Here is an 18,351-nt window from a genome sequence, read left to right as displayed (position 1 = left end):
ACCACCGATCACACCACCGGCGAAAGCCAGACCAGCAATACCGATAACGCTCTTACGCATGATCGTGTTCATGGGAAAGCTCCAATTCGGGGGTAAACACCCACAGCCGACGGGGGTCGGCGTTCACGCGCGGGTGTGAAGCACCTCGACAGGGCGCTCATGAATCAATGGGGGAAAGTCTTTTCGGCCGGGCCACACGTCAGGGGCTCATCGACCACAGGGTTCCGACGTGCGAGGCGGGGGGCCTCACGGGCGCCGGGACCAGATGTAACGACCGGTGGCCCGCCATCATTCCGGGGGGGCCGGGCGGGCCACCGGCCGGGACCAGATGTAACGACCCGGGGCCCGCCGTCATTCCGGGGGCCAGGCCCTCGCCGCCGACCGGATCAACCGGTGACCACGGGCTGCTACCTCGGCCGTCGGGGATGTTCAACGACGCCCGGCCACCCATCATTCCGCCCCCGGGATGCCCCCGGTCACACCCGCGAACCGCCCAGACCGCCCAGCCGGGTGGACAAGGGCGGGTCGGCGCGGTCACGAATCGGACGATCGACTCGGATTGGTCGGCTGTGCGTGAGATGCGGACGGAGGGGACATTCGGACATCGCACGGGCCCGAGTGGATCAAAGGGGTGTCGGTCGGGTGGGATCAGCGGCGCGAAGGTTGGCCGTCCTCCATGGGCCGCCGCGCGGAATCACCGACACTCACAGGTACGGCTCGGCAACGGCCTGCTTCGCCTTCCGCGACCCTGCCTCGGAGGAACGACCGATGAAACCGGACACCATCGTCCTGATCCACGGCTTCTGGGTGACACCACGCAGCTGGGAGCACTGGAAGGCGCACTACGAGCGGCAGGGCTACCAGGTGCTCACGCCCGCGTACCCCGGCTACGAGGTCGAGGTCGAGGCACTCAACGCCGACCCGACCCCGATCGAGAAGGTGACCGTACCGGAGATCATCGCGCACCTGGAGTCGGTGATCCGCGACCTGCCCACCGCGCCCATCCTGATCGGGCACTCCGCCGGAGGAGCGTTCACCCAGCTCCTGCTCGACCGCGGCTTCGGCGCGGCCGGGGTGGCGCTGAACTCGGCCCCCACCGAGGGCGTAAAGGTGGCGCCCCCGTCGCAGCTGAAGTCGACGTTTCCGGTGCTGCGCAACCCGGCCAACCGGCACAAGGCGATCGGTTTCACGCACGAGCAGTGGCACTACGCCTTCACCAACACCTTCAGCGAGCAGGAGTCGCACGCCCTCTACGAGCGCTACCACATCCCGGCCTCCGCCTCGATCCTCTGGGGCAGCCTGATCGCCAACGTCCAGCCCGGCCACCAGGACGTCTGGGTCGACTACCACAACGACAACCGGGCTCCGCTGCTCTTCGTCTCCGGCGGCGAGGACCACCTCATGCCGCCCAGCGTCCAGCGCTCCAACGCCAAGCACTACAAGTCGAACACCCTGACGGAGGTCAAGGAGTACCCGGGCTACGCCCACCTGCTCACCGCCCAGCCGGGCTGGGAACAGATCGCCGACGAGGTGCTCGCCTGGGCCGTCCAGAACGCCCGGTAGCGGGATGGCCGACGTCCGGTTCACCCACATCGGCGGCCCGACCACGCTGATCGAGGTCGCCGGGCTGCGGCTGCTCACCGATCCCACCTTCGACGCGCCCGGCCGGAGGTACAGCTTCGGCTGGGGGTCGGCCTCCCGCAAGACGACCGGGCCGGCGCTGGCCGCAGCCGACCTGCCGCCGATCGACGCCGTGCTGCTCACCCACGACCAGCACGGCGACAACCTCGACGCCGCCGGCCGGGCGCTGCTGCCGGCCGCCGGCGTCGTGCTGACCACCCCGTCGGCGGCGGGTCGGCTCGGCGGCAACGCCGTCGGGCTCGCCGCCTGGCAGACCGCCACGGTCGGGTCCGGCGACCAGCGGATCGTGGTCACCGCGACGCCGCCTGTGCCGGCTGCTCCACCCCAGGACGGTGGTGCCGGTGCACTACGAGGGCTGGGGACACTTCCGCGAGGACCGGGAAGTCGTCGAGCGGGCGTTCGCGGCGGCGCCCGCCGATGTCCGCTCGGCGCTGCGCTGGCTACCCATCGGCACCCCGGTGACGCTCCCCGACCGCGGCTGACCGGCTACCAGGGAAGGACGCCGCAGGCGCGGGCCATTCGGCTGGAAGCCCAAATCCGTTGATCGTCGCGCTGTTACGGTCGGTCCAGGCTCTTCTTGGTCTGCCGACAACCGAGGGATCTTGGCCGTGTTTGACGGATTTGAAGAATTCGACATCCCGACCTCGGGTGCGGTGATCCACGGGCGACGCGGCGGAAGTGGTCCGCCCGTGCTCCTCCTGCACGGCATTCCGGAAACCCATCTCATGTGGCATCGGGTGGCGCCCTCGCTCGCCGAGCACTACACCGTCGTCGCCACGGACCTTCGCGGCTACGGCGACAGCGGCAAGCCACCGAGCACCGCCGACCACGAGCCGTACAGCATGCGCGCGACCGCCCACGACCAGGTCGAGGTCATGCGGGAGTTGGGCTACGACCGGTTCCGGCTGGTCGGGCACGACCGCGGCGCGCGCTGCGCCTACCGGCTCGCGCTGGACGAGCCGGACGCGGTCACCCGGCTCGCCGTCATGGACGTCATTCCCACCGGCGACGCGTACTCGCGGGCGGAGATGAAGTTCAGCCTCGGTTACTGGGTCTGGTCGTTCCTGGCCGCACCGGCACCGGTGCCGGAGCAGTTCATCGGCGCCGCGCCGGCGGTCCTCGTCGACTACATGCTCGACACCTGGCCGGTGGTGAAGGACGCCTTCCCACCCGAGGTACGCGCCGAGTACGTCCGGACGTTCAGTGATCCCGAGACCGTCCACGCGATCTGCGAGGAGTACCGCGCCGCCGCGACGCTCGACTATCAGCTGGACGAGGCGGACCGGGGCAACCGGAAGATCGCCTGCCCGGTGCTGTTCCTCTGGGGCGAGCAGGGTTCGGTCGCGAAGCTCTACGAGGACCCGCTCTCGATCTGGCGGGGCTGGGCTGATGACGTCGGCGGCGGCCCGCTCCCGGTCGGGCACTTCATACCCGAGGAGGCGCCCGAGGAGACCACCCGACGACTGCTCGAATTCCTGAAGTAGCGCCGGTGCCGTAGCCGTGGACCGGCGGTGGTTGCGGTTCCGCGGAGCCTCACCCTCGTACGAGGGTGGTGACCATTCGCCGGCGGCGTTCGGTGGGGTGCGCAGGCCCGATCGGGTCGTCGCGTTCAGCGATGCCGTCTTCGCGATCGCGGTGACGCTGCTCGTCCTGGAGATCCGCCCGAGATCGGTAGGACGCACCGTTGATGCGGGCGGGCCTTGCTCATTGCTGCCGCACGTCTGCAGGAGAGCCGACCGCCAGGTTGCGTTCGAAGATGTAGTAGACGGGGACGACGCCGATGATGGCCAGTGCCACCGGCGGGCTGAAGAAGGCGACGGCGACCGCGGCCAGATACAGGATCGACGCTGTCCCGAATCGCAGCCGCGCCTTCCAACGGGCCCGCTCCGGCACCGGCTGCTGGAGCCGCCCCGGACGCAAGGTCCATTCGAAGATCCCGGCGAAGCTGAGCCCCATCCCCAGGAAGGCAGTCGCATACAGAATCACCGCCACCCGGGCGTCCTGCCCGCCCAGCGCGAGGTACTCGGCCACCGTCGCCGTGTCCGCCGGGATGAGGACGACGAACAGCAGCAGGACGAGGTTGAGGAGGGCCAGGGTCCGGTCGACGACGGCCAGGTTCCCGATGAGGGCGTGATGGTTGACCCAGATGAGTCCGATCGTGGCGAAACTGATCAGGTAGGCGACAAATGCGGGCCAGTGCTCGCCGACCTGACGCAGGAGCGGGCCATGACCCGGGCCGGCCACCGCCAGGTTCAGCGCGAGTAGCGTGATCGCGACCGCGAAGACCGCATCACTGAATACCTCCAGCCGAGTTCGGCTCACTACCCGGTTCTACCGCACACCCGGACCTGCCGTGGGCATTCAACCCCGCAGCTGCCGCCAGGCCCGGGCTCATGACGTCCGAAACGACGAAGGGCGTCCGTCATGTCTGACGAACGCCCTGGTCGCGAAGGGTGGAGCCGAGGGGACTCGAACCCCTGACCCCCACACTGCCAGTGTGGTGCGCTACCAGCTGCGCCACGGCCCCTTGCTGTCGTCCCGGTCGCCCGGGCACTGGGAAACTATACACACGGCCGCCGGCGTGGTCATCTCGCGGGGTCCCCGGCTGGCCGACCCGCAGGCCGGCCGGGCGGAGCGCGACGGCCGGCTCAGTTGAGTGCCACGTCCGGCGGAAAGTGAGCCACCGCGGCCATCATCCCGCCCTGGCGGCGGAGCACCATCGGCCACAGATCATCCGGCCGGTCGACGAAGGCGTCGCCGGGCAGCGCGTCTAGCACGAACCAGGAGCCGTCCTCGATTTCCTGCTCCAACTGCCCCGCGCCCCAACCGGAGTAACCCGCGAAGACCCGGATGCCGCCGACGTTCTCCCGCAGCCGCTCCGGGTCGACCGAGAGGTCGATCGTGCCGACCGCGCCGGAGACCTGGTGGAACCCCTTGACCCGCTTCACCGGCTGGCGCATCCGGGCCAGGCAGATGGCCGAGTCGGGTTGGACCGGGCCGCCCTCGAAGAGCACCGCCGGGTGGCGGGCCAGGTCGCTCCAGTCGCCGAGGACGTCGGCCACCGGCACCTCGGTGGCCCGGTTGAGCACCACGCCGAGCGCGCCGCCCGGCTCGTGGGCCACCAGCAGCACGACCGTACGGTCGAAGTTCGGGTCCTTCAGCGCCGGAGTCGCGACCACCAGCCGCCCGGTCATCGACTCCATCGCCCGCCCGCCGATCGCCTGGCCCTCTCCCTGCATGTCACACACCCGTCAGCCGTGCGCCGCAACGCGGGACTCGTTGTCCTGCGGGCCGGCCGGCATCCGCGCTGTCAACGCCATGCCTGGCACCATAGCTTGCGCCACGGGCCGTGGCTAAGGTCTGACCGGCGGGTGATCGGGCGGCGAAGAGGGAGTGTTGATGGGTCCTACGGCCGAACTCGCGGTGATCGGCGGCTCCGGTCTCTACGCGCTGCTCGACGGCGCGACGGAGCACCAGGTGCAGACCCCGTACGGGCCACCGTCGGACGTGGTGACCATCGCCGAGGTGGGCGGCCGACGAGTGGCCTTCCTGCCCCGGCACGGCCGCGATCACCGGTACCCGCCGCACCTGATTCCGTACCGCGCCAACCTCTGGGCGCTGCGCTCGCTCGGGGTACGCCAGGTGCTCGCCCCGTGCGCGGTCGGCGGGCTCCGGCCCGACCTCGGCCCGGGCACCTTCGTGGTGCCGGATCAGCTCGTCGACCGCACCAGCGGCCGACCGCAGACCTACTACGACCAGGGCGCGGTGCACGTTCCGTTCGCCGATCCGTACTGCCCCCGGGGCCGGCACGCACTGCTGGCCGCCGCGGCCGGCCGGGAGATCGCGGCGGTCGACGGCGGCACGGTCGTGGTGGTCGAGGGTCCACGCTTCTCCACCCGCGCCGAGTCCCGCTGGTACGCCTCGATCGGGGGCACGGTGGTGAACATGACCGGCCACCCGGAGGCGGTGCTCGCCCGGGAGTTGGCGCTCTGCTACTCGGCCATCGCCCTCGTCACTGACCTCGACGCCGGGTTGGCAGCCGGCGAGACGGTGACGCAGGAGGAGGTGTTCCGGGTCTTCGCCGAGAACACCGACCGGCTGCGCGGGGTGCTGCTGGACGCGATCGCCGCGCTCCCCGCCGAACGGGACTGCACGTGCGGCCGGGCGCTGGACGGCATCACGTTGCCCTTCCCGCTGCCCTGACCGCCGCCGCAGGTGGCGCTGGGGGCCGCCGATGCCGGCCTCGCCACCGTGACAGCCGGCACGGCCCGTCGCCGGGCGCGATCGAGCTCCGTCCGCCGGTGGCGACCAGGCCCGTCCCGGGCGGTGGTCGGGAGCGGCGAAACGCCCGAACCGCCCGGCTCGTCCCGATAGATTCGGATGGGTCGGGGTGCGCCGAACTGTCTCCGGCGAGCCGAGCACGCGCGGCGACACGGAGGCGGGTGGCGATGGCAACGGTCCGGGAGACGACGTACGACCTGCTCCGCAGCCTCGGCATGACCACCGTCTTCGGCAACCCGGGCTCCACCGAGGAGCCGTTCCTGCAGGATTTCCCGGCCGACTTCCACTACGTGCTCGCGCTGCAGGAGGCGTCCGCGGTGGGCATCGCCGACGGGTACGCCCAGGCCACCGGCCGCCCCGCGCACGTCAACCTGCACACCGCCCCGGGCGCCGGCAACGGCATGGGCAACCTTGTGACGGCCTGGCACAACAAGACCCCGCTGATCGTGACCGCCGGCCAACAGACCCGGGAGATGCTGCTGCTCGAACCCCGGCTGACCAACCGCCGGGCGGCCGAGCTGGCCCAGCCCTACGTGAAGTGGGCCTACGAGCCGGTCCGGGCGCAGGACATTCCCGGCGCGCTGCTGCGGGCGTACGCGACCGCGGTGCAGCCACCGACCGGGCCGGTCTTCCTCTCGCTCCCGCTGGACGACTGGGCGCAGCCCGCCGACCCGCCCCCGCCGCCGCGCTCGGTGGCGACCCGCTACGCGCCCGACCCCGAACAGCTGCGCCGCTTCGCCGACGTGCTGGCCGCCAGCCGCGCCCCGGCGCTGGTGTTCGGCGCGGCGGTCGACCGGGCCGGCGGCTGGCCCGGCGCGGTCACGCTGGCCGAGCGGCTGGCCGCCCCGGTGTGGTCGGCCCCCGCGCCGGAGCGGACCGGCTTTCCCGAGGACCATCCGCACTTCCGCGGGGTGCTGCCGTACGCGATCGGCCCGCTCGCCGACGCGCTGCGCGGGCACGACACCGTGCTGGTGGTCGGTGCGCCGGTCTTCCGCTACTACCCGTACGTGCCGGGCGACTACCTGCCCGACGGCGCCCGGCTGCTGCACGTCACCGACGACCCGGACGAGGCGGCGCGCGCACCGGTCGGGGACACCCTGCTCACCGACCCCGCGCTGGGTCTGGCCGCGCTGGCCGACCTGCTGCCGGCGACGGACCGGACCCCGCCGGACGCGCGACCCGACCCCGCGCCGCCCGAGGTAACCACGCCGCTGAGCCCGGAGGCGCTCTTCGCCGCGCTGGCCCGACACTGGCCGGCGGACGGGGTGCTGGTCACGGAGACCCCGTCGAACCTGCCGGCGCTGCGTCGCCAGCTGCGGATCACCCGGCCGGCGTCGTACTTCACCATGGCCAGCGGCGGCCTCGGGTACGGCCTGCCGGCGGCGGTCGGGGTGGCCCTGGCGGAGCGGGACACCGGTCGGGGCCGGCCGGTGGTCGCGGTGATCGGCGACGGCTCGTTCCACTACTCGGTGCAGGCACTGTGGACCGCGGCCCGGCTGCGGCTGCCGCTGGTCATCGTGGTGCCGGTCAACCAGCAGTACGCGATCCTCAAGGCGTTCGCCGAGCTCAAGGAGACGCCCGGAGTGCCCGGTCTGGACCTGCCCGGCCTGGACATCACCTCGGTCGCGCACGGATACGGCTGCGCCACCGAGGTGGTGGAGACTCCGGACCAGCTCGGCGCGGCGCTCACCGCCGGCCTGCGGGCGGACGGGCCGACCGTGCTGCCGGTCCCGATCACCACCGACCCGCCCCGGATCCTCTGATCCGGGCCTCCCCGCCGTTGCGGCCGCCGACCCCGGCCGCCCGAGCCGGTGGCGGGCCGGCGGCGGTCAGCGTGGGCCCAGCGGCAGCGGAGCCCCGGTGATCACGTCCAGGACCGGCCGGGCGCCCAGCGGGGTCTTCAGCGTGACGGCGACCGGCGCCAGCTTCAGCTGGTCGGTGCAGACCCCGCTCGCGCGGCTCACCCCGCCGCCGACCACCACCACGTCGTCGCGTTCCTGCACCAGCGCGGTGATCCCGGTGTCGCAGGCGCCCACCCCGACGCGGTAGCTGAGCCGGGTGCCGTCCACCGCCTGGAGGTCCTGCCCGCCGACCACCTCAGGCGGGGCCGGTCGGGCCGGCGCGCTCGGCTCCGGCGCGGCGGCGACCGCCTGCGGCGCGACCGCCAGGCGGGCCACCGGACCGGTCAGCTCCTCGACGGTGAACAGCCAGGCCGGCACCTGCGCCTCGCCCCGGCTGGTCCGCACCGGCGCGGTGCCGAGGCGCACCGCGGTGACCGTCAACGGGGTGCACGTGTTCTGCGGCGGGCCGGTCACCCAACCGTCCGGTCCAGGCTCGATGGTCGGCCCGCCCTTCTCCGTGGGTGGCCGCTGCGGCCGCCCCTCGCACACCGGCGGGTCACCCTGGTCCAGCTGCCGGTAGGCCTCGACCGCGCTCAACAGCGGAACGGTCAGCGTCCCGTCGGGGAAGCGGATGGTGCCGTCGGCCGGCCGGGTGCCGGGCAGCGCGACCTGCTCGCGGTACCAGCCGGCCTGGAACGCCGTCTCGGTGTCCGGGGTGAACCCGGGGTCGCCGGTCAGCACGGTCGGGCCTTGCAGCGGCACGTACCCCTTGGTCCACGTCGGACCGGGGTGCCAGGCCTCGGCGACCTCCGCGGCCCGCTGATGGAACGCCTCCCAGCGGTGGTCCAGGGAGGCGCCCGGGCCGAGAGGTGGCGTTTCGGCGCCGGTGCCGGCCGGCGCGCACGCGGCGGCCAGCACCAGCAGAGGCAGACCCAGGAGGGCGAGTGGTCGACGCATGCAGGTACGACGTCCGGCCCGCCCGGCCGGTTCCCCACCAGGTGCGTCGTCGCCGGTCAGGTCTCCCCGCCGAGATCGGTCTGGTACGCCTGCCAGAGCAGGTCGGCGCCGTGCTGGCGGTGCCGGGACAGCACCCGGACCAGGCGCCCGGCGAGGTCGCGCAGCTCGTCCGCCGGAGCGGCGGGCAGCTCGGCGGCGTGCTGGAGGGCGCCGAGCGCTGCGGCGACGGCCAGGTGCTCCCGGGCCAGCAGGCGCACTCCGCGGTCCAGCCGGGGGGCCTGCGCGAGCAGTTCGGCGTAGAGGCCGGTGGGCCCCTCGGTCACGGCGACATGCTCGGCGAACCCGCGACGGACCGGGGCCAGGCGGAGCACCACCCGCTCCCGCCAGCGTGGCTCCTCGGGCGCGACGGCCAGCGCCCGGTTGAGGGCGTGCAGGTCGCCGAGGAGGGACGCCGGGGTCGGGCGGGCCGCCGGCGGCAGCACCCCGATGACGGCGGACGGTTGCTGGATCGGTTGGGTGACCATGGGCACCTCCCGCACAGCGGCTTGACCAGGTACCCGATGGTGAACCCGGCCGACGCCGACTGTCCAGTACCCCCGGGTGCCTCATCCGTCCCGTTGGTACCACTGTTCCCGCAGGTCACGGCAGTCGCACCGGTGACGCCGTGGGCGCAGACGACTGTGCGCCCCGGTCCGGTGGACCGAGGCGCACAGTCAGGTGGTGGAGGTGCCGGGAATCGAACCCGGGTCCTTCGCCGGTTTGTCAGGGCTTCTCCGAGCGCAGCTCGCTATGCCTCTACTCGGCCCCACCGCTCACGCGAGCAAGTTGGTGTGACGGGCCCAGTCGCTGATTGATCTCGCCGCACGGACCCCGCGACCGGGTCCGATTGGCCAGCCTCCTAGCTGATGCCGGCTAACTGGGACGAAGGCGTTCCCAGGCCGACAGACTCACTACTCGCCTCAGGCGGCGAGAGCGAAGTCAGCGCGATCGTTCTTGGCGCTTATAAGTTTCCGACGACCGATTCTCGAGACGACGTCGGCTTCCTCGGCTCGCTTCCCCTGTCGCTGCGTACGAAGTCGAAACCAGTCACCCCCTCGACAGGCCGCCGGATGTGGCGGCACTGACAAGCGTAACGCCTGCCGCAACGGGTTTCATCCCGAGCCCCGGGTCGACGTGCCGACCCGGACAGACGGGATGAATCAGTCGTCCATCCCCTTGCCGCGCCGGCCGGCGACCCGGGCGATCTCCCGGTCCGCGTCCCGCTTGGCGAGGTCCTGCCGCTTGTCGTACGACTTCTTGCCCTTGGCCAGAGCGATCTCCACCTTGGCCCAGCCGTCGGCGAAGTAGACCTGCAACGGCACCAACGTGTGGCCACCCTCGCGGGTCTTGCCGATCAGCCGGTCGATCTCCATGCGGTTGAGCAGCAACTTGCGGGTACGCCGGGGCTCGTGGTTGGTCCAGGTGCCCTGGGTGTACTCCGGGATGTGCATGCCGTGCAGGTAGAGCTCGCCGTTGCGCTCCTGCGCGAAGGCGTCCACCAGCGACGCGCGCCCGGCGCGCAGCGACTTGACCTCGGTGCCGGTCAGCGCCATGCCCGCCTCGTAGGTGTCGAGGATGGCGTAGTCGTGTCGCGCCTTGCGGTTGGAGGCGACCACCTTTCGTCCCTTTTCCCGTGGCATCGGCGCCACCTCCCTTCCTGGAATGCCGGCGACCGGGACGGCCCGGCCGGAGAGCGGAGATCATGCTACCCGAATGACAAGGGCCCTCCCGCGCCAATTATTCCTGGCGCGGAAGGGCCCTGACGACGACGCCGGGACGACCCGTATGACGACTAGACCCGCAGGTAGAAGCGGAGGGTGACCCACGCGGTGATGGCGGTGACCACGCTGCCGACCACGGCGATCAGCGGGAACATCAGGAAGATGTCCGACCAGGAGATCGGGGTGATCAGACCCTCGAGAGCCGACAGCGAGCCGCCGCCGATGACGTACTTGCCGACGACCAGCCAGCCCAGGGCGAGGATCGAGCCGAACAGACCGGCGACCACCGCCTCCAGCACGAACGGTGCCTGGATGAACCAGTTGGACGCGCCGACGAGTTTCATGACCGCGACCTCACGCCGCTTGCTGTACGCGGCCACCTGAATGGTGTTCGCGACCAGCAGCAGCGCCGCGGCGGCCATGACCACCGCGATGAAGAGCGCGAAGTTCTGGATCGAGGTGAGCACGCCGAAGACCTTGTCCAGCAGCTTGCTCTGGTCGACGATCTCGTCGACGCCCTCGGTGTCCTTGTACTGGTCGTAGATGTTCTTGTACTGCTCCGGGTTCACCAGCGTCAGCCGGAACGACTCCGGCAACTGGTCCGGCTTGACCGCGTTCACGAGGTCCGGAGCGTCCGAGTACATCTGCTGGAAGCGCTCGTAGGCCTGGTCCTTGTTGACGTAGTCGACCTCCTTGACCAGGGGGTCGCTCTTCAGCCGGCCATCGAGGTCGGTGCGCTGCTGCTCGGTCACCTCCTGGGTCAGGAAGATCGAGACCTCGACGTTCTCGTAGTAGAGGTCCTTCATGTCCCCGACCTTCTGGTAGAGAAGGCCGCTGGCGCCCAGCATGAACAGCGACACGGTCATCGTAATGATCATGGCGATGGTCATGGTGACGTTGCGCCACAGTCCGACCAGTACCTCGGACAGGACGTATTTCACGCGCATCGGGAATTCCTCCGGGTCTCCGGCATGAGGTGTTCGTCGTCGTCAGGCGGCGGGGGTGACGGGTGGGGTCACCCGTAGACGCCGCGGGCCTGGTCGCGCACGATGCGGCCGCTCTCGATCTCCACGACGCGGCGGCGCATCTGGTTGACGATGTTGGAGTCGTGCGTGACCATCACGACGGTCGTGCCGGTGCGGTTGATCCGGTCCAGCAGACGCATGATCTCGATCGAGGTGTCCGGGTCCAGGTTTCCCGTCGGCTCGTCGGCGAGCAGGATCAACGGACGGTTCACGAAGGCCCGGGCGACGGCCACCCGCTGCTGCTCACCACCGGAGAGCTCGTGCGGGTAGCGGTGCTCCTTGCCACCGAGCCCGACCAGCTCCAGCACCTCGGGCACGACCCGGCGGGCCACGGCCTTGGTCTTGCCGATGACCTCGAGGGCGAACGCCACGTTCTCGTACGCGGTGCGGTTGGGGAGCAGCCGGAAGTCCTGGAACACGCAGCCGATGGAGCGCCGGAAGTGTGGTCGCTTCCAGGACCGCATCGACGTGACGTCCTTGCCGTTCACCACGACGCGGCCCTTGTTGGGGCTGACCTCGTGCAGCAGCATCTTGATGATGGTGGACTTGCCGGAGCCGGATGGCCCGATGAAGAAGACGAACTCGCCCTTCTCAATTGAGACGGACACGTTGTCGAGCGAAGGCCGGGACGCCTTCGGGTACGTCTTCGTCACTTGCTCAAGCTGAATCACGGGTGGTGAGTCTACGCGGTGTAACCGGAGAGCCAAGCCCCACGCCCCGCCCATGCGAGTCGCGTCATCGATTTAGTGGGTTGTGTGGAGATCGATGACGCGTTCCGCCCGCATGCCGTCACGCACTGTCGCCGGCGAGCTCCCGCTGCTTGCGCCAGCGGATCCCGGCCTCGATGAAGCTGTCCAGATCACCGTCGAAGACCGCGCTCGGATTGCCGGTCTCCTGCTCGGTTCGGAGATCCTTCACCATCTGATACGGGTGCAGGACGTACGAGCGCATCTGGTCGCCCCACGAGCCGGCCGCATCGGTCTTCAGGCCCTGCATCTTGGCCTGCTCCTCCTGGCGCTTGCGCTCCAGCAGTCGGGCCTGCAGCACCCGCAGCGCGGACGCCTTGTTCTGCAGCTGCGACTTCTCGTTCTGGCAGGTCACCACGATGCCGGTCGGGATGTGGGTGATCCGGACCGCCGAGTCGGTGGTGTTGACGCTCTGTCCACCCGGGCCGGAGGAGCGGTAGACGTCGATCCGCATCTCGTTCTCGGGGATGTCGATGTGGTCGGTCTGCTCCACCACCGGCAGCACCTCGACACCGGCGAAGCTGGTCTGCCGACGCCCCTGGTTGTCGAACGGGCTGATCCGGACCAGCCGGTGCGTGCCCGACTCGACACTGAGCGTGCCGAAGGCGTACGGGACCTTGACCGTGAAGGTGGCCGACTTGAGCCCGGCCTCCTCGGCGTACGAGGTCTCGTAGACCTCGGTCGGGTAGCCGTGCCGCTCGGCCCAGCGCAGGTACATCCGGAGCAGCATCTCGGCGAAGTCCGCCGCGTCGACCCCGCCGGCCCCGGCCCGGATGGCGACCAGCGCCTCCCGGGAGTCGTACTCGCCGGAGAGCAGGGTGCGGACCTCCATCTCCTGGATGGCCTTGGTCAGCCCGGTGATCTCGCTCTCCACCTCGCCGAGCACGCTCGGGTCGGACTCCGCCTCGGCCAGCTCCAGCAGCACCCGGGCGTCGTCGAGCCGGGCGCGGAGGCTGCCCAGCCTGCCGATCTCGCCGTTGACGTACGACAGCTGGGAGGTCACGTGCTGGGCCTTGGCCTGGTCGTCCCAGAGATCGGGGGCGGAGGCCTCCTGCTCCAGCCGGGCCTTGTCGTCGCGCAGCCGGTCAAGGTCGAGCACGGCCTCGATGTTGCGCAGGGTGGCGTCGAGTTCCTTGAGCTGTTCGGCGTAATCGGCAGCGGTCACGACAGATAAGCGTACTGTGCCGCGCGCGGAGCAGCGCGTTCCCCTTGGCGAACCCGCCGGGAGGTCACCCGACGGGGGCGGTCTTCAGCCAGGACAGCGCCGCCTTGTGGTAGGCGACGGCGAACTCCAGGGCGGTCGCGTCGTACGTCTCGCCCTCCTTCTTGGCGTTCTTGACCTGCTCCCGGACCTGCGCCAGCGCCTCGGTGTGGTATTCGTTCGCCGACGCGTAGAGGTTCTTGAGCTGGCTGGCCGAGTGCAGGTTGCCGAAGGCCATCCGCAGCGCGATCGGGTTGCGGATCGTGTCCCGCCCGGGGTTTTCGGCCAACCACTTGGAGAATGTCCGTTTCCCGGACGCGGTGATCGCGTACGGCTGGCTCAGCCGCGGGCCGGGCTTGCCCATCCGGACCATCCCCCGCTCGGCCAGCACCGGCAACTCGCGGTAGACCTGGCTGCGGGTCATCGACCAGTACGGCGCCAGCCGGCGCTCGGCGGCGGCCATCAACTGGCCGCCTGTCATCGGGCCCTCATGGAGCAGCCCGAGCAGGGCCGCCGCCGTGGGGTTGACTCCGGAATCCGCCATGGGCATTACGCTGCCACTTTGCCGTCGCGGCGTCCAGGATTTGGCGGTTTGCCACCCGACAGGACTTCCAATGTGCACTGTCGGCGGGCGACAGTCCGTTGAGGACTATCGATGCCTTGCGGCGGGGCCGGTAGGCCGCCGGCGACGCGGGTCGCGCCGCCGGCGGCCGGGGACCGCTCAGCCCATGTGCGGGTAGGTGTGATCGGTCGGCGGGACGAAGGTCTCCTTGATCGTCCGCGGGGACGTCCAGCGGACCAGGTTGTGCCAGGAGCCGGCCTTGTCGTTGGTGCCGCTGGCGCGGGCGCCGCCGAACGGCTGCTGCCCGACCACCGCGCCGGTCGGCTTGTCGTTGATGTAGAAGTTCCCGGCCGCGTACCGCATCTTCTCGGCGACCGCGTCGACGACCTGGCGGTCCGTCGCGAAGATCGACCCGGTCAGCGCGTACGGGGCGATCGACTCGGCCTGGGCCACCACCTCGTCGAAGCGGCCGTCGTCGAAGACGTGCACGCCGAGGATCGGCCCGAAGTACTCGGTGGTGAAGGTCTCGTGCGCGGCGTCGGTGCACTCGAAGAGCGTCGGCCGGACGAACCAGCCGACCGAGTCGTCGGCGGTGCCGCCGGCCAGGATCCGGCAGGTGTCGTCACCGGAGATCAACTCCAGCGCCGCGGTGTGCCGGGAGAACGCCTTGTCATCGATCACCGCGCCGCCGAAGTTGCGGAAGTCGGTGACGTCGCCGTAGGTCAGCGAGTCGGCGGTCGCCGCCAGCCGGTCGCGCAGGCCGCCCTCCCAGAGCGAGCGCGGCACGTACGCCCGGGAGGCCGCCGAGCACTTCTGGCCCTGGTACTCGTAGGCGCCCCGGATCAGCGCGGTGTGCAGCGCGTCCACGTCGGCGCTGGTGTGCGCGACCACGAAGTCCTTGCCGCCGGTCTCGCCGACCAGCCGGGGGTAGCCGCGGTAGCGGGCGATGTTCTCGCCGACGGTCCGCCACAGGTGCTGGAAGACCTTGGTGGAGCCGGTGAAGTGGATGCCGGCCAGATCGGGGTCGGCGAGCACGACATCGGAGACCTCCTCGCCGCGCCCGGTGACCATGTTGATCACACCGGGCGGGAGGCCGGCCGCCTCGAAGAGCCGCATGGTGAAGTGCGCCGCGAACTGCTGGGTCGGACCCGGCTTCCAGACCACGGTGTTGCCCATCAGGGCCGGCGCCGAGGGCAGGTTGCCGGCGATCGCGGTGAAGTTGAACGGGGTGACCGCGTAGACGAAGCCCTCCAGCGGGCGGTGGTCGAAGCGGTTCCACACCCCCGCCGACGACATCGGCTGCTCGGCGAGGAGGTTCCGGGCGAAGTGCACGTTGAACCGGAGGAAGTCGATCAGCTCGCAGGCCGCGTCGATCTCCGCCTGCACCGCCGTCTTGGACTGGCCGAGCATGGTGGCGCCGTTCAGGGTGTCGCGCCACGGGCCGGCGAGCAGCTCGGCCGCGCGCAGGAAGATCGCGGCCCGCTCCTCGAAGGGCAGCGCCCGCCACATCGGCGCCGCGTCCTTGGCCGCCTTGACCGCCGCCCGAGCGTCGTCGTGGGTGGCGTGCGCGGTGACGCCCAGCACGTGGGCGTGCTTGTGCGGCTGCACCACGTTGATCGACTCGCCACCGGCCATCCGCTGCTCGCCGGCGATGGTCATCGGCAGGTCGATCCGCTCGGCGGCCAGCTCGGTCAGCCGCCGCTGGAGCCGCTCCCGGTCGGCACCGCCCGGCTCATAGGTGCGGACCGGCTCGTTGCGCGGCTCGGGTACGGAGAACACGGCGTCCATGACAGGCTCCTGGCGATCTCGACAGCGGTGGCGGAACCGGACCCGCGGGCACCGGCCGGACGGCCGGAAGCCGCACACCACCCCGGGTTGACCGGCGACGACGGCGGGACCTGCGCCGATTCTCCCACGCGCCGGTGACCGCCCCGCCGACCCCGCCGCCCGGGGCCGGCGCCCGGTGTGCGGGGGGCCGGGTGGTGGGTTCCGAAGGTGGGAACGCGGGGCGGTTAGGCTGGATGACCGGTGACCTGCCGACCCGTGAAGGGAAGACGATGACCAAGCAGCCCGGCGGCTCGACGGCCGCGGAGCCGGACCAGCCCACGGTCGGCGACACCGCACCGACCACGGCTGGCGAGGCCGCCCCGGCGGCGGTCGCGGCCCGGACTCCGGACGAGGCTGCGGTCGACGACCTCGCCCCGGCAGGCGACGAGACAGCGGACGACGACCGGGCTGCGGTGGATGAGCAGGCTGTCGCCGAGAACCAGTCTGTCTCCGACGACGAGGCCCCCGCTGACGACCAGGCCCCCGTCGACGACCGGTTCGCCGATGACGAGGTCGCCGACGACGCCTCCGCGGAGCCGGTCGACGGGTCCGTGCTCGCCCCCGCCGCCGCGGTGCTGGCGCTGCTCGCGCTGGGCTGGTTGGCCGCGATGCTCTGGTCGACCCGGGAGGCGATCCTCTCCGCGGCGGCCGGCATCACCGCGATCAGCCTCTCCGCCTTCGCGCTGCCCGGAGTCATCTCGGCCGCCCTCGTCGCCGGGGCCGCCGGCGCGCTCGCCGCCGGGAACCTGCTCGCCCGCCGGGGCCACGACCAGACGACCGTGCGCTTCGTCGGGGCGATCGGCGCCGGCATGGTGGTCGGCCTCGCCGCCGCGCTGGCGGTGAACCTCACCTACGCCGACAACGCGACGACCAACGTCATCGCCGGCACCGCCGCCGCGGCGGCGATCGTCGGCAGTGCGGTGGCCGGCGCCCGTACCGCGCCGGTGGTCGGCGCGGTGGTGGCCTCGGCGCTCGGCACGCTGGTCTTCGTGGTCGCATTCAGCCGCGCCCGGGACGCCCTCTTCGACCTCTACGGCGCCGGAGACACCCAGGAGTCGCTGGTCAACGCGGCCAAGTGGGTGTCCCGCACCGAGTCCCTGCTGGCCGGGCTGGTGGCCGGGCTGCTGGCCTTCGGGTACCTGACCTGGGCCCGGCGTCGGGCCGCCCGGCGCGGCGCGGCGCTGGCCCCGCGTTGGCCGGCGTACCTGCTGGCCGGGGCGGGGCCGGGCCTGCTCCTGCTGCTGGCCGAGGTGATCATCCGGATCGGCGGGCGCTCGCTGCTCGACCTGGCCGGCGCGCTGAGCGAAGCGGACTCGGTCGCCCAGACCACCCTCGGCACCTCCCGGGTGGACAACGGCATCTGGGTGCTCTTCGTCGGGGCGCTCACCGCGCTCATCGCCTTCGGCCGGACGCTCGGCCCGTCCGCGGCGGACGCAGAGCCGGACGAGGAGACCTTGGAGCCGGAGGCGGCCCGCTGACCGAACCGCCGTCAGGAGGCGGCGCGGAGCAGCACGTCGAGTTCGGTCACGTCGTACCACTCCAGCTCGTGGTCCTCGGCGCTGTCGACGGTGAACTGGGCGTCCGGGTCCCCGGCGAGCGCCTCGGTCACCACCTCCGCCGCGGCGGCGACGTCCTCGACCGCGTCGGCGCCGTCCAGGTGGATCGCCGCGACGGCGCCCACCGGCACCGGGCCGCTCAGCCCGACGATGCTGGACCCCAGCTCGCCGTCGGAGCGGCCGACCACGGCCGCCGGCAGATCGGCGGAGACCACCACCCGGCGGCGGGGCGCGGCGGAATCGGCCCGGAGCAGCTGCAACGCGTCCTGCGCGGCGCGGGTGAAGGCGACGTACTCCAACTCCTCCTCGTCGCCCTCGGCGTACCACTCGCGCAACGCCGGGGTGACCGCGTGCGCCTCGGCAGCGGTGAGCCCGTGTTCGCGCAGCCGGGCCAGCATCGGCACGGTCGCCGGGACGTACACCCGGACAAGCTCGTCGGTCACCGGTCTTCTCCCCGCTCAGGTCCTCCGCCGGCGGCAGCCGGCCCGGGCGCCGATCATGCCGTACGCCGTGACCGTCATACACCTCGCATCCGGTCGGTGGAAGTTCCCCGCCGGTGTGTCCCGCCACGATGGCGTCGCCAGCCGCGCCCGGAGGCTGGGCCAGGTCAGCAGTCGGTGGCAAACTGAGGCAAGCGACGCCAATCGAGGGAGTTCCCGTGGAGCCCAGGTTCCTGCTGCTGTCCGACGTGGCCCTCGAGCTGAACGTGTCGGATTCGCAGGTCTACCACATGGTGCGCAGCGGCGAGCTCCCCGCCATCAAGATCGGCGGTCGGGGCCAGTGGCGTGTGGAGCGCGCCCGGCTGGAGGAGTACATCCAGCAGAAGTACGACGAGACGGCCGAGTGGGTGCGGGGTAATCCGCTGACCGACCGCGACTCGGAGTAGTTCGCCGCACTCAGAGAGGCATTGACCAAGGGCTCTGCCATGCCCGAGAATGAAGCCAGTCGAAGGCA

Annotated in this window: 19 protein-coding genes, 1 tRNA gene, 1 other RNA gene and 1 pseudogene; 9 read left to right on the top strand and 13 right to left on the bottom strand. The window is 71.3% G+C overall.

Features of this window, described 5'->3' with window-relative positions; translation table 11 throughout:
- Nucleotides 1–768: 768 nt before the first annotated feature.
- The 4 genes and pseudogenes from AB0C04_RS06175 to AB0C04_RS06160 all read left to right on the top strand — a co-directional run.
- The gene (locus AB0C04_RS06175) at nt 769–1,563 is read left to right on the top strand and encodes an alpha/beta hydrolase (protein WP_357048988.1); all 795 of its coding nucleotides are present in this window, start codon (nt 769–771) and stop codon (nt 1,561–1,563) included.
- Between the two features lie 4 nt (nt 1,564–1,567).
- Complete coding sequence (locus AB0C04_RS06170; RefSeq protein ID WP_357048985.1) at nt 1,568–2,185, top strand: hypothetical protein; 618 nt, start codon at nt 1,568–1,570, stop codon at nt 2,183–2,185.
- A 145-nt stretch (nt 2,186–2,330) separates the two neighbouring features.
- Nucleotides 2,331–3,125, top strand: a complete 795-nt coding sequence (locus tag AB0C04_RS06165) for an alpha/beta hydrolase (protein ID WP_357048982.1) — start codon at nt 2,331–2,333, stop codon at nt 3,123–3,125.
- Between the two features lie 16 nt (nt 3,126–3,141).
- Nucleotides 3,142–3,300 (top strand): annotated as a pseudogene (locus AB0C04_RS06160) (TMEM175 family protein); the annotation flags it as partial.
- 45 nt (nt 3,301–3,345) lie between these two features.
- Here AB0C04_RS06160 and AB0C04_RS06155 read toward each other — a convergent pair.
- The gene (locus AB0C04_RS06155) at nt 3,346–3,963 is read right to left on the bottom strand and encodes a TMEM175 family protein (protein WP_357048979.1); all 618 of its coding nucleotides are present in this window, start codon (nt 3,961–3,963) and stop codon (nt 3,346–3,348) included.
- A gap of 132 nt (nt 3,964–4,095) precedes the next feature.
- Nucleotides 4,096–4,168 (bottom strand) — tRNA-Ala (locus tag AB0C04_RS06150).
- Between AB0C04_RS06150 and AB0C04_RS06145 the strand changes: the two genes are divergently transcribed.
- Nucleotides 4,139–4,297 carry a hypothetical protein gene (locus tag AB0C04_RS06145; RefSeq protein WP_357048976.1) on the top strand — a complete coding sequence of 53 codons (159 nt, stop codon included), beginning with the start codon at nt 4,139–4,141 and terminating at the stop codon, nt 4,295–4,297. The genes AB0C04_RS06150 and AB0C04_RS06145 overlap by 30 nt on opposite strands.
- Here AB0C04_RS06145 and AB0C04_RS06140 read toward each other — a convergent pair.
- Nucleotides 4,290–4,880, bottom strand: a complete 591-nt coding sequence (locus tag AB0C04_RS06140) for a YqgE/AlgH family protein (protein ID WP_350868959.1) — start codon at nt 4,878–4,880, stop codon at nt 4,290–4,292. The genes AB0C04_RS06145 and AB0C04_RS06140 overlap by 8 nt on opposite strands.
- A 160-nt stretch (nt 4,881–5,040) precedes the next feature.
- Between AB0C04_RS06140 and AB0C04_RS06135 the strand changes: the two genes are divergently transcribed.
- Together AB0C04_RS06135 and mdlC are read left to right on the top strand one after the other, a co-directional pair.
- Nucleotides 5,041–5,844, top strand: a complete 804-nt coding sequence (locus AB0C04_RS06135; RefSeq protein ID WP_357048972.1) for an S-methyl-5'-thioadenosine phosphorylase — start codon at nt 5,041–5,043, stop codon at nt 5,842–5,844.
- 245 nt (nt 5,845–6,089) lie between these two features.
- The gene (gene mdlC / locus AB0C04_RS06130) at nt 6,090–7,685 is read left to right on the top strand and encodes a benzoylformate decarboxylase (protein ID WP_357049160.1); all 1,596 of its coding nucleotides are present in this window, start codon (nt 6,090–6,092) and stop codon (nt 7,683–7,685) included.
- Between the two features lie 66 nt (nt 7,686–7,751).
- Here mdlC and AB0C04_RS06125 read toward each other — a convergent pair whose 3' ends face one another.
- The 9 genes from AB0C04_RS06125 to pruA form a co-directional block, all read right to left on the bottom strand.
- Nucleotides 7,752–8,720, bottom strand: a complete 969-nt coding sequence (locus AB0C04_RS06125; RefSeq protein WP_357048969.1) for a hypothetical protein — start codon at nt 8,718–8,720, stop codon at nt 7,752–7,754.
- A 56-nt stretch (nt 8,721–8,776) separates the two neighbouring features.
- The gene (locus AB0C04_RS06120) at nt 8,777–9,244 is read right to left on the bottom strand and encodes a hypothetical protein (protein ID WP_357048966.1); all 468 of its coding nucleotides are present in this window, start codon (nt 9,242–9,244) and stop codon (nt 8,777–8,779) included.
- 194 nt (nt 9,245–9,438) lie between these two features.
- Nucleotides 9,439–9,814: a transfer-messenger RNA gene (ssrA, locus tag AB0C04_RS06115) on the bottom strand.
- Between the two features lie 105 nt (nt 9,815–9,919).
- Nucleotides 9,920–10,399: an SsrA-binding protein SmpB gene (gene smpB, locus AB0C04_RS06110; RefSeq protein ID WP_357048963.1), complete on the bottom strand. Its 480-nt coding sequence runs from the start codon at nt 10,397–10,399 to the stop codon at nt 9,920–9,922.
- A 152-nt stretch (nt 10,400–10,551) separates the two neighbouring features.
- Nucleotides 10,552–11,427, bottom strand: a complete 876-nt coding sequence (gene ftsX / locus AB0C04_RS06105; RefSeq protein ID WP_350868947.1) for a permease-like cell division protein FtsX — start codon at nt 11,425–11,427, stop codon at nt 10,552–10,554.
- Between the two features lie 68 nt (nt 11,428–11,495).
- Complete coding sequence (gene ftsE / locus AB0C04_RS06100) at nt 11,496–12,176, bottom strand: cell division ATP-binding protein FtsE (RefSeq protein WP_109802316.1); 681 nt, start codon at nt 12,174–12,176, stop codon at nt 11,496–11,498.
- A 118-nt stretch (nt 12,177–12,294) separates the two neighbouring features.
- A complete protein-coding gene (gene prfB / locus AB0C04_RS06095; protein WP_350868945.1) occupies nt 12,295–13,416 on the bottom strand; it encodes a peptide chain release factor 2 in 1,122 nt (373 codons plus the stop codon).
- A 64-nt stretch (nt 13,417–13,480) separates the two neighbouring features.
- The gene (locus tag AB0C04_RS06090) at nt 13,481–13,996 is read right to left on the bottom strand and encodes a PadR family transcriptional regulator (protein ID WP_357048958.1); all 516 of its coding nucleotides are present in this window, start codon (nt 13,994–13,996) and stop codon (nt 13,481–13,483) included.
- Nucleotides 13,997–14,173: 177 nt separating this feature from the next.
- The gene (gene pruA, locus AB0C04_RS06085; RefSeq protein ID WP_357048955.1) at nt 14,174–15,802 is read right to left on the bottom strand and encodes an L-glutamate gamma-semialdehyde dehydrogenase; all 1,629 of its coding nucleotides are present in this window, start codon (nt 15,800–15,802) and stop codon (nt 14,174–14,176) included.
- 269 nt (nt 15,803–16,071) lie between these two features.
- On the opposite strand from pruA, the gene AB0C04_RS06080 reads away from it, so the two are divergent.
- Nucleotides 16,072–17,319, top strand: coding sequence for a hypothetical protein (locus AB0C04_RS06080; protein ID WP_357048952.1), 1,248 nt, complete (start codon nt 16,072–16,074; stop codon nt 17,317–17,319).
- A gap of 11 nt (nt 17,320–17,330) precedes the next feature.
- Here AB0C04_RS06080 and AB0C04_RS06075 read toward each other — a convergent pair whose 3' ends face one another.
- Nucleotides 17,331–17,840, bottom strand: a complete 510-nt coding sequence (locus AB0C04_RS06075; RefSeq protein ID WP_357048950.1) for a hypothetical protein — start codon at nt 17,838–17,840, stop codon at nt 17,331–17,333.
- A 215-nt stretch (nt 17,841–18,055) separates the two neighbouring features.
- Between AB0C04_RS06075 and AB0C04_RS06070 the strand changes: the two genes are divergently transcribed.
- The gene (locus tag AB0C04_RS06070) at nt 18,056–18,283 is read left to right on the top strand and encodes a helix-turn-helix domain-containing protein (protein ID WP_357048947.1); all 228 of its coding nucleotides are present in this window, start codon (nt 18,056–18,058) and stop codon (nt 18,281–18,283) included.
- Nucleotides 18,284–18,351 lie beyond the last annotated feature (68 nt).

The sequence above is a fragment of the Micromonospora sp. NPDC048909 genome (assembly GCF_040649635.1).
Lineage (GTDB): Bacteria > Actinomycetota > Actinomycetes > Mycobacteriales > Micromonosporaceae > Micromonospora.
Note: the sequence above shows the minus strand (reverse complement) of the source record. Positions and strands in the feature narration are given on the sequence as shown.

What these genes read in the sequence shown, in the direction of transcription:
- AB0C04_RS06135 (WP_357048972.1), top strand. Translation starts at nt 5,041, where the DNA reads ATGGGTCCTACGGCCGAACTCGCGGTGATCGGCGGCTCCGGTCTCTAC.
- smpB (WP_357048963.1), bottom strand. Translation starts at nt 10,399, where the DNA reads ATGCCACGGGAAAAGGGACGAAAGGTGGTCGCCTCCAACCGCAAGGCG.
- AB0C04_RS06140 (WP_350868959.1), bottom strand. Translation starts at nt 4,880, where the DNA reads ATGCAGGGAGAGGGCCAGGCGATCGGCGGGCGGGCGATGGAGTCGATG.
- AB0C04_RS06120 (WP_357048966.1), bottom strand. Translation starts at nt 9,244, where the DNA reads ATGGTCACCCAACCGATCCAGCAACCGTCCGCCGTCATCGGGGTGCTG.
- AB0C04_RS06090 (WP_357048958.1), bottom strand. Translation starts at nt 13,996, where the DNA reads ATGGCGGATTCCGGAGTCAACCCCACGGCGGCGGCCCTGCTCGGGCTG.
- ftsX (WP_350868947.1), bottom strand. Translation starts at nt 11,427, where the DNA reads ATGCGCGTGAAATACGTCCTGTCCGAGGTACTGGTCGGACTGTGGCGC.
- AB0C04_RS06125 (WP_357048969.1), bottom strand. Translation starts at nt 8,720, where the DNA reads ATGCGTCGACCACTCGCCCTCCTGGGTCTGCCTCTGCTGGTGCTGGCC.
- pruA (WP_357048955.1), bottom strand. Translation starts at nt 15,802, where the DNA reads ATGGACGCCGTGTTCTCCGTACCCGAGCCGCGCAACGAGCCGGTCCGC.
- AB0C04_RS06170 (WP_357048985.1), top strand. Translation starts at nt 1,568, where the DNA reads ATGGCCGACGTCCGGTTCACCCACATCGGCGGCCCGACCACGCTGATC.
- mdlC (WP_357049160.1), top strand. Translation starts at nt 6,090, where the DNA reads ATGGCAACGGTCCGGGAGACGACGTACGACCTGCTCCGCAGCCTCGGC.
- AB0C04_RS06080 (WP_357048952.1), top strand. Translation starts at nt 16,072, where the DNA reads ATGACCAAGCAGCCCGGCGGCTCGACGGCCGCGGAGCCGGACCAGCCC.
- AB0C04_RS06175 (WP_357048988.1), top strand. Translation starts at nt 769, where the DNA reads ATGAAACCGGACACCATCGTCCTGATCCACGGCTTCTGGGTGACACCA.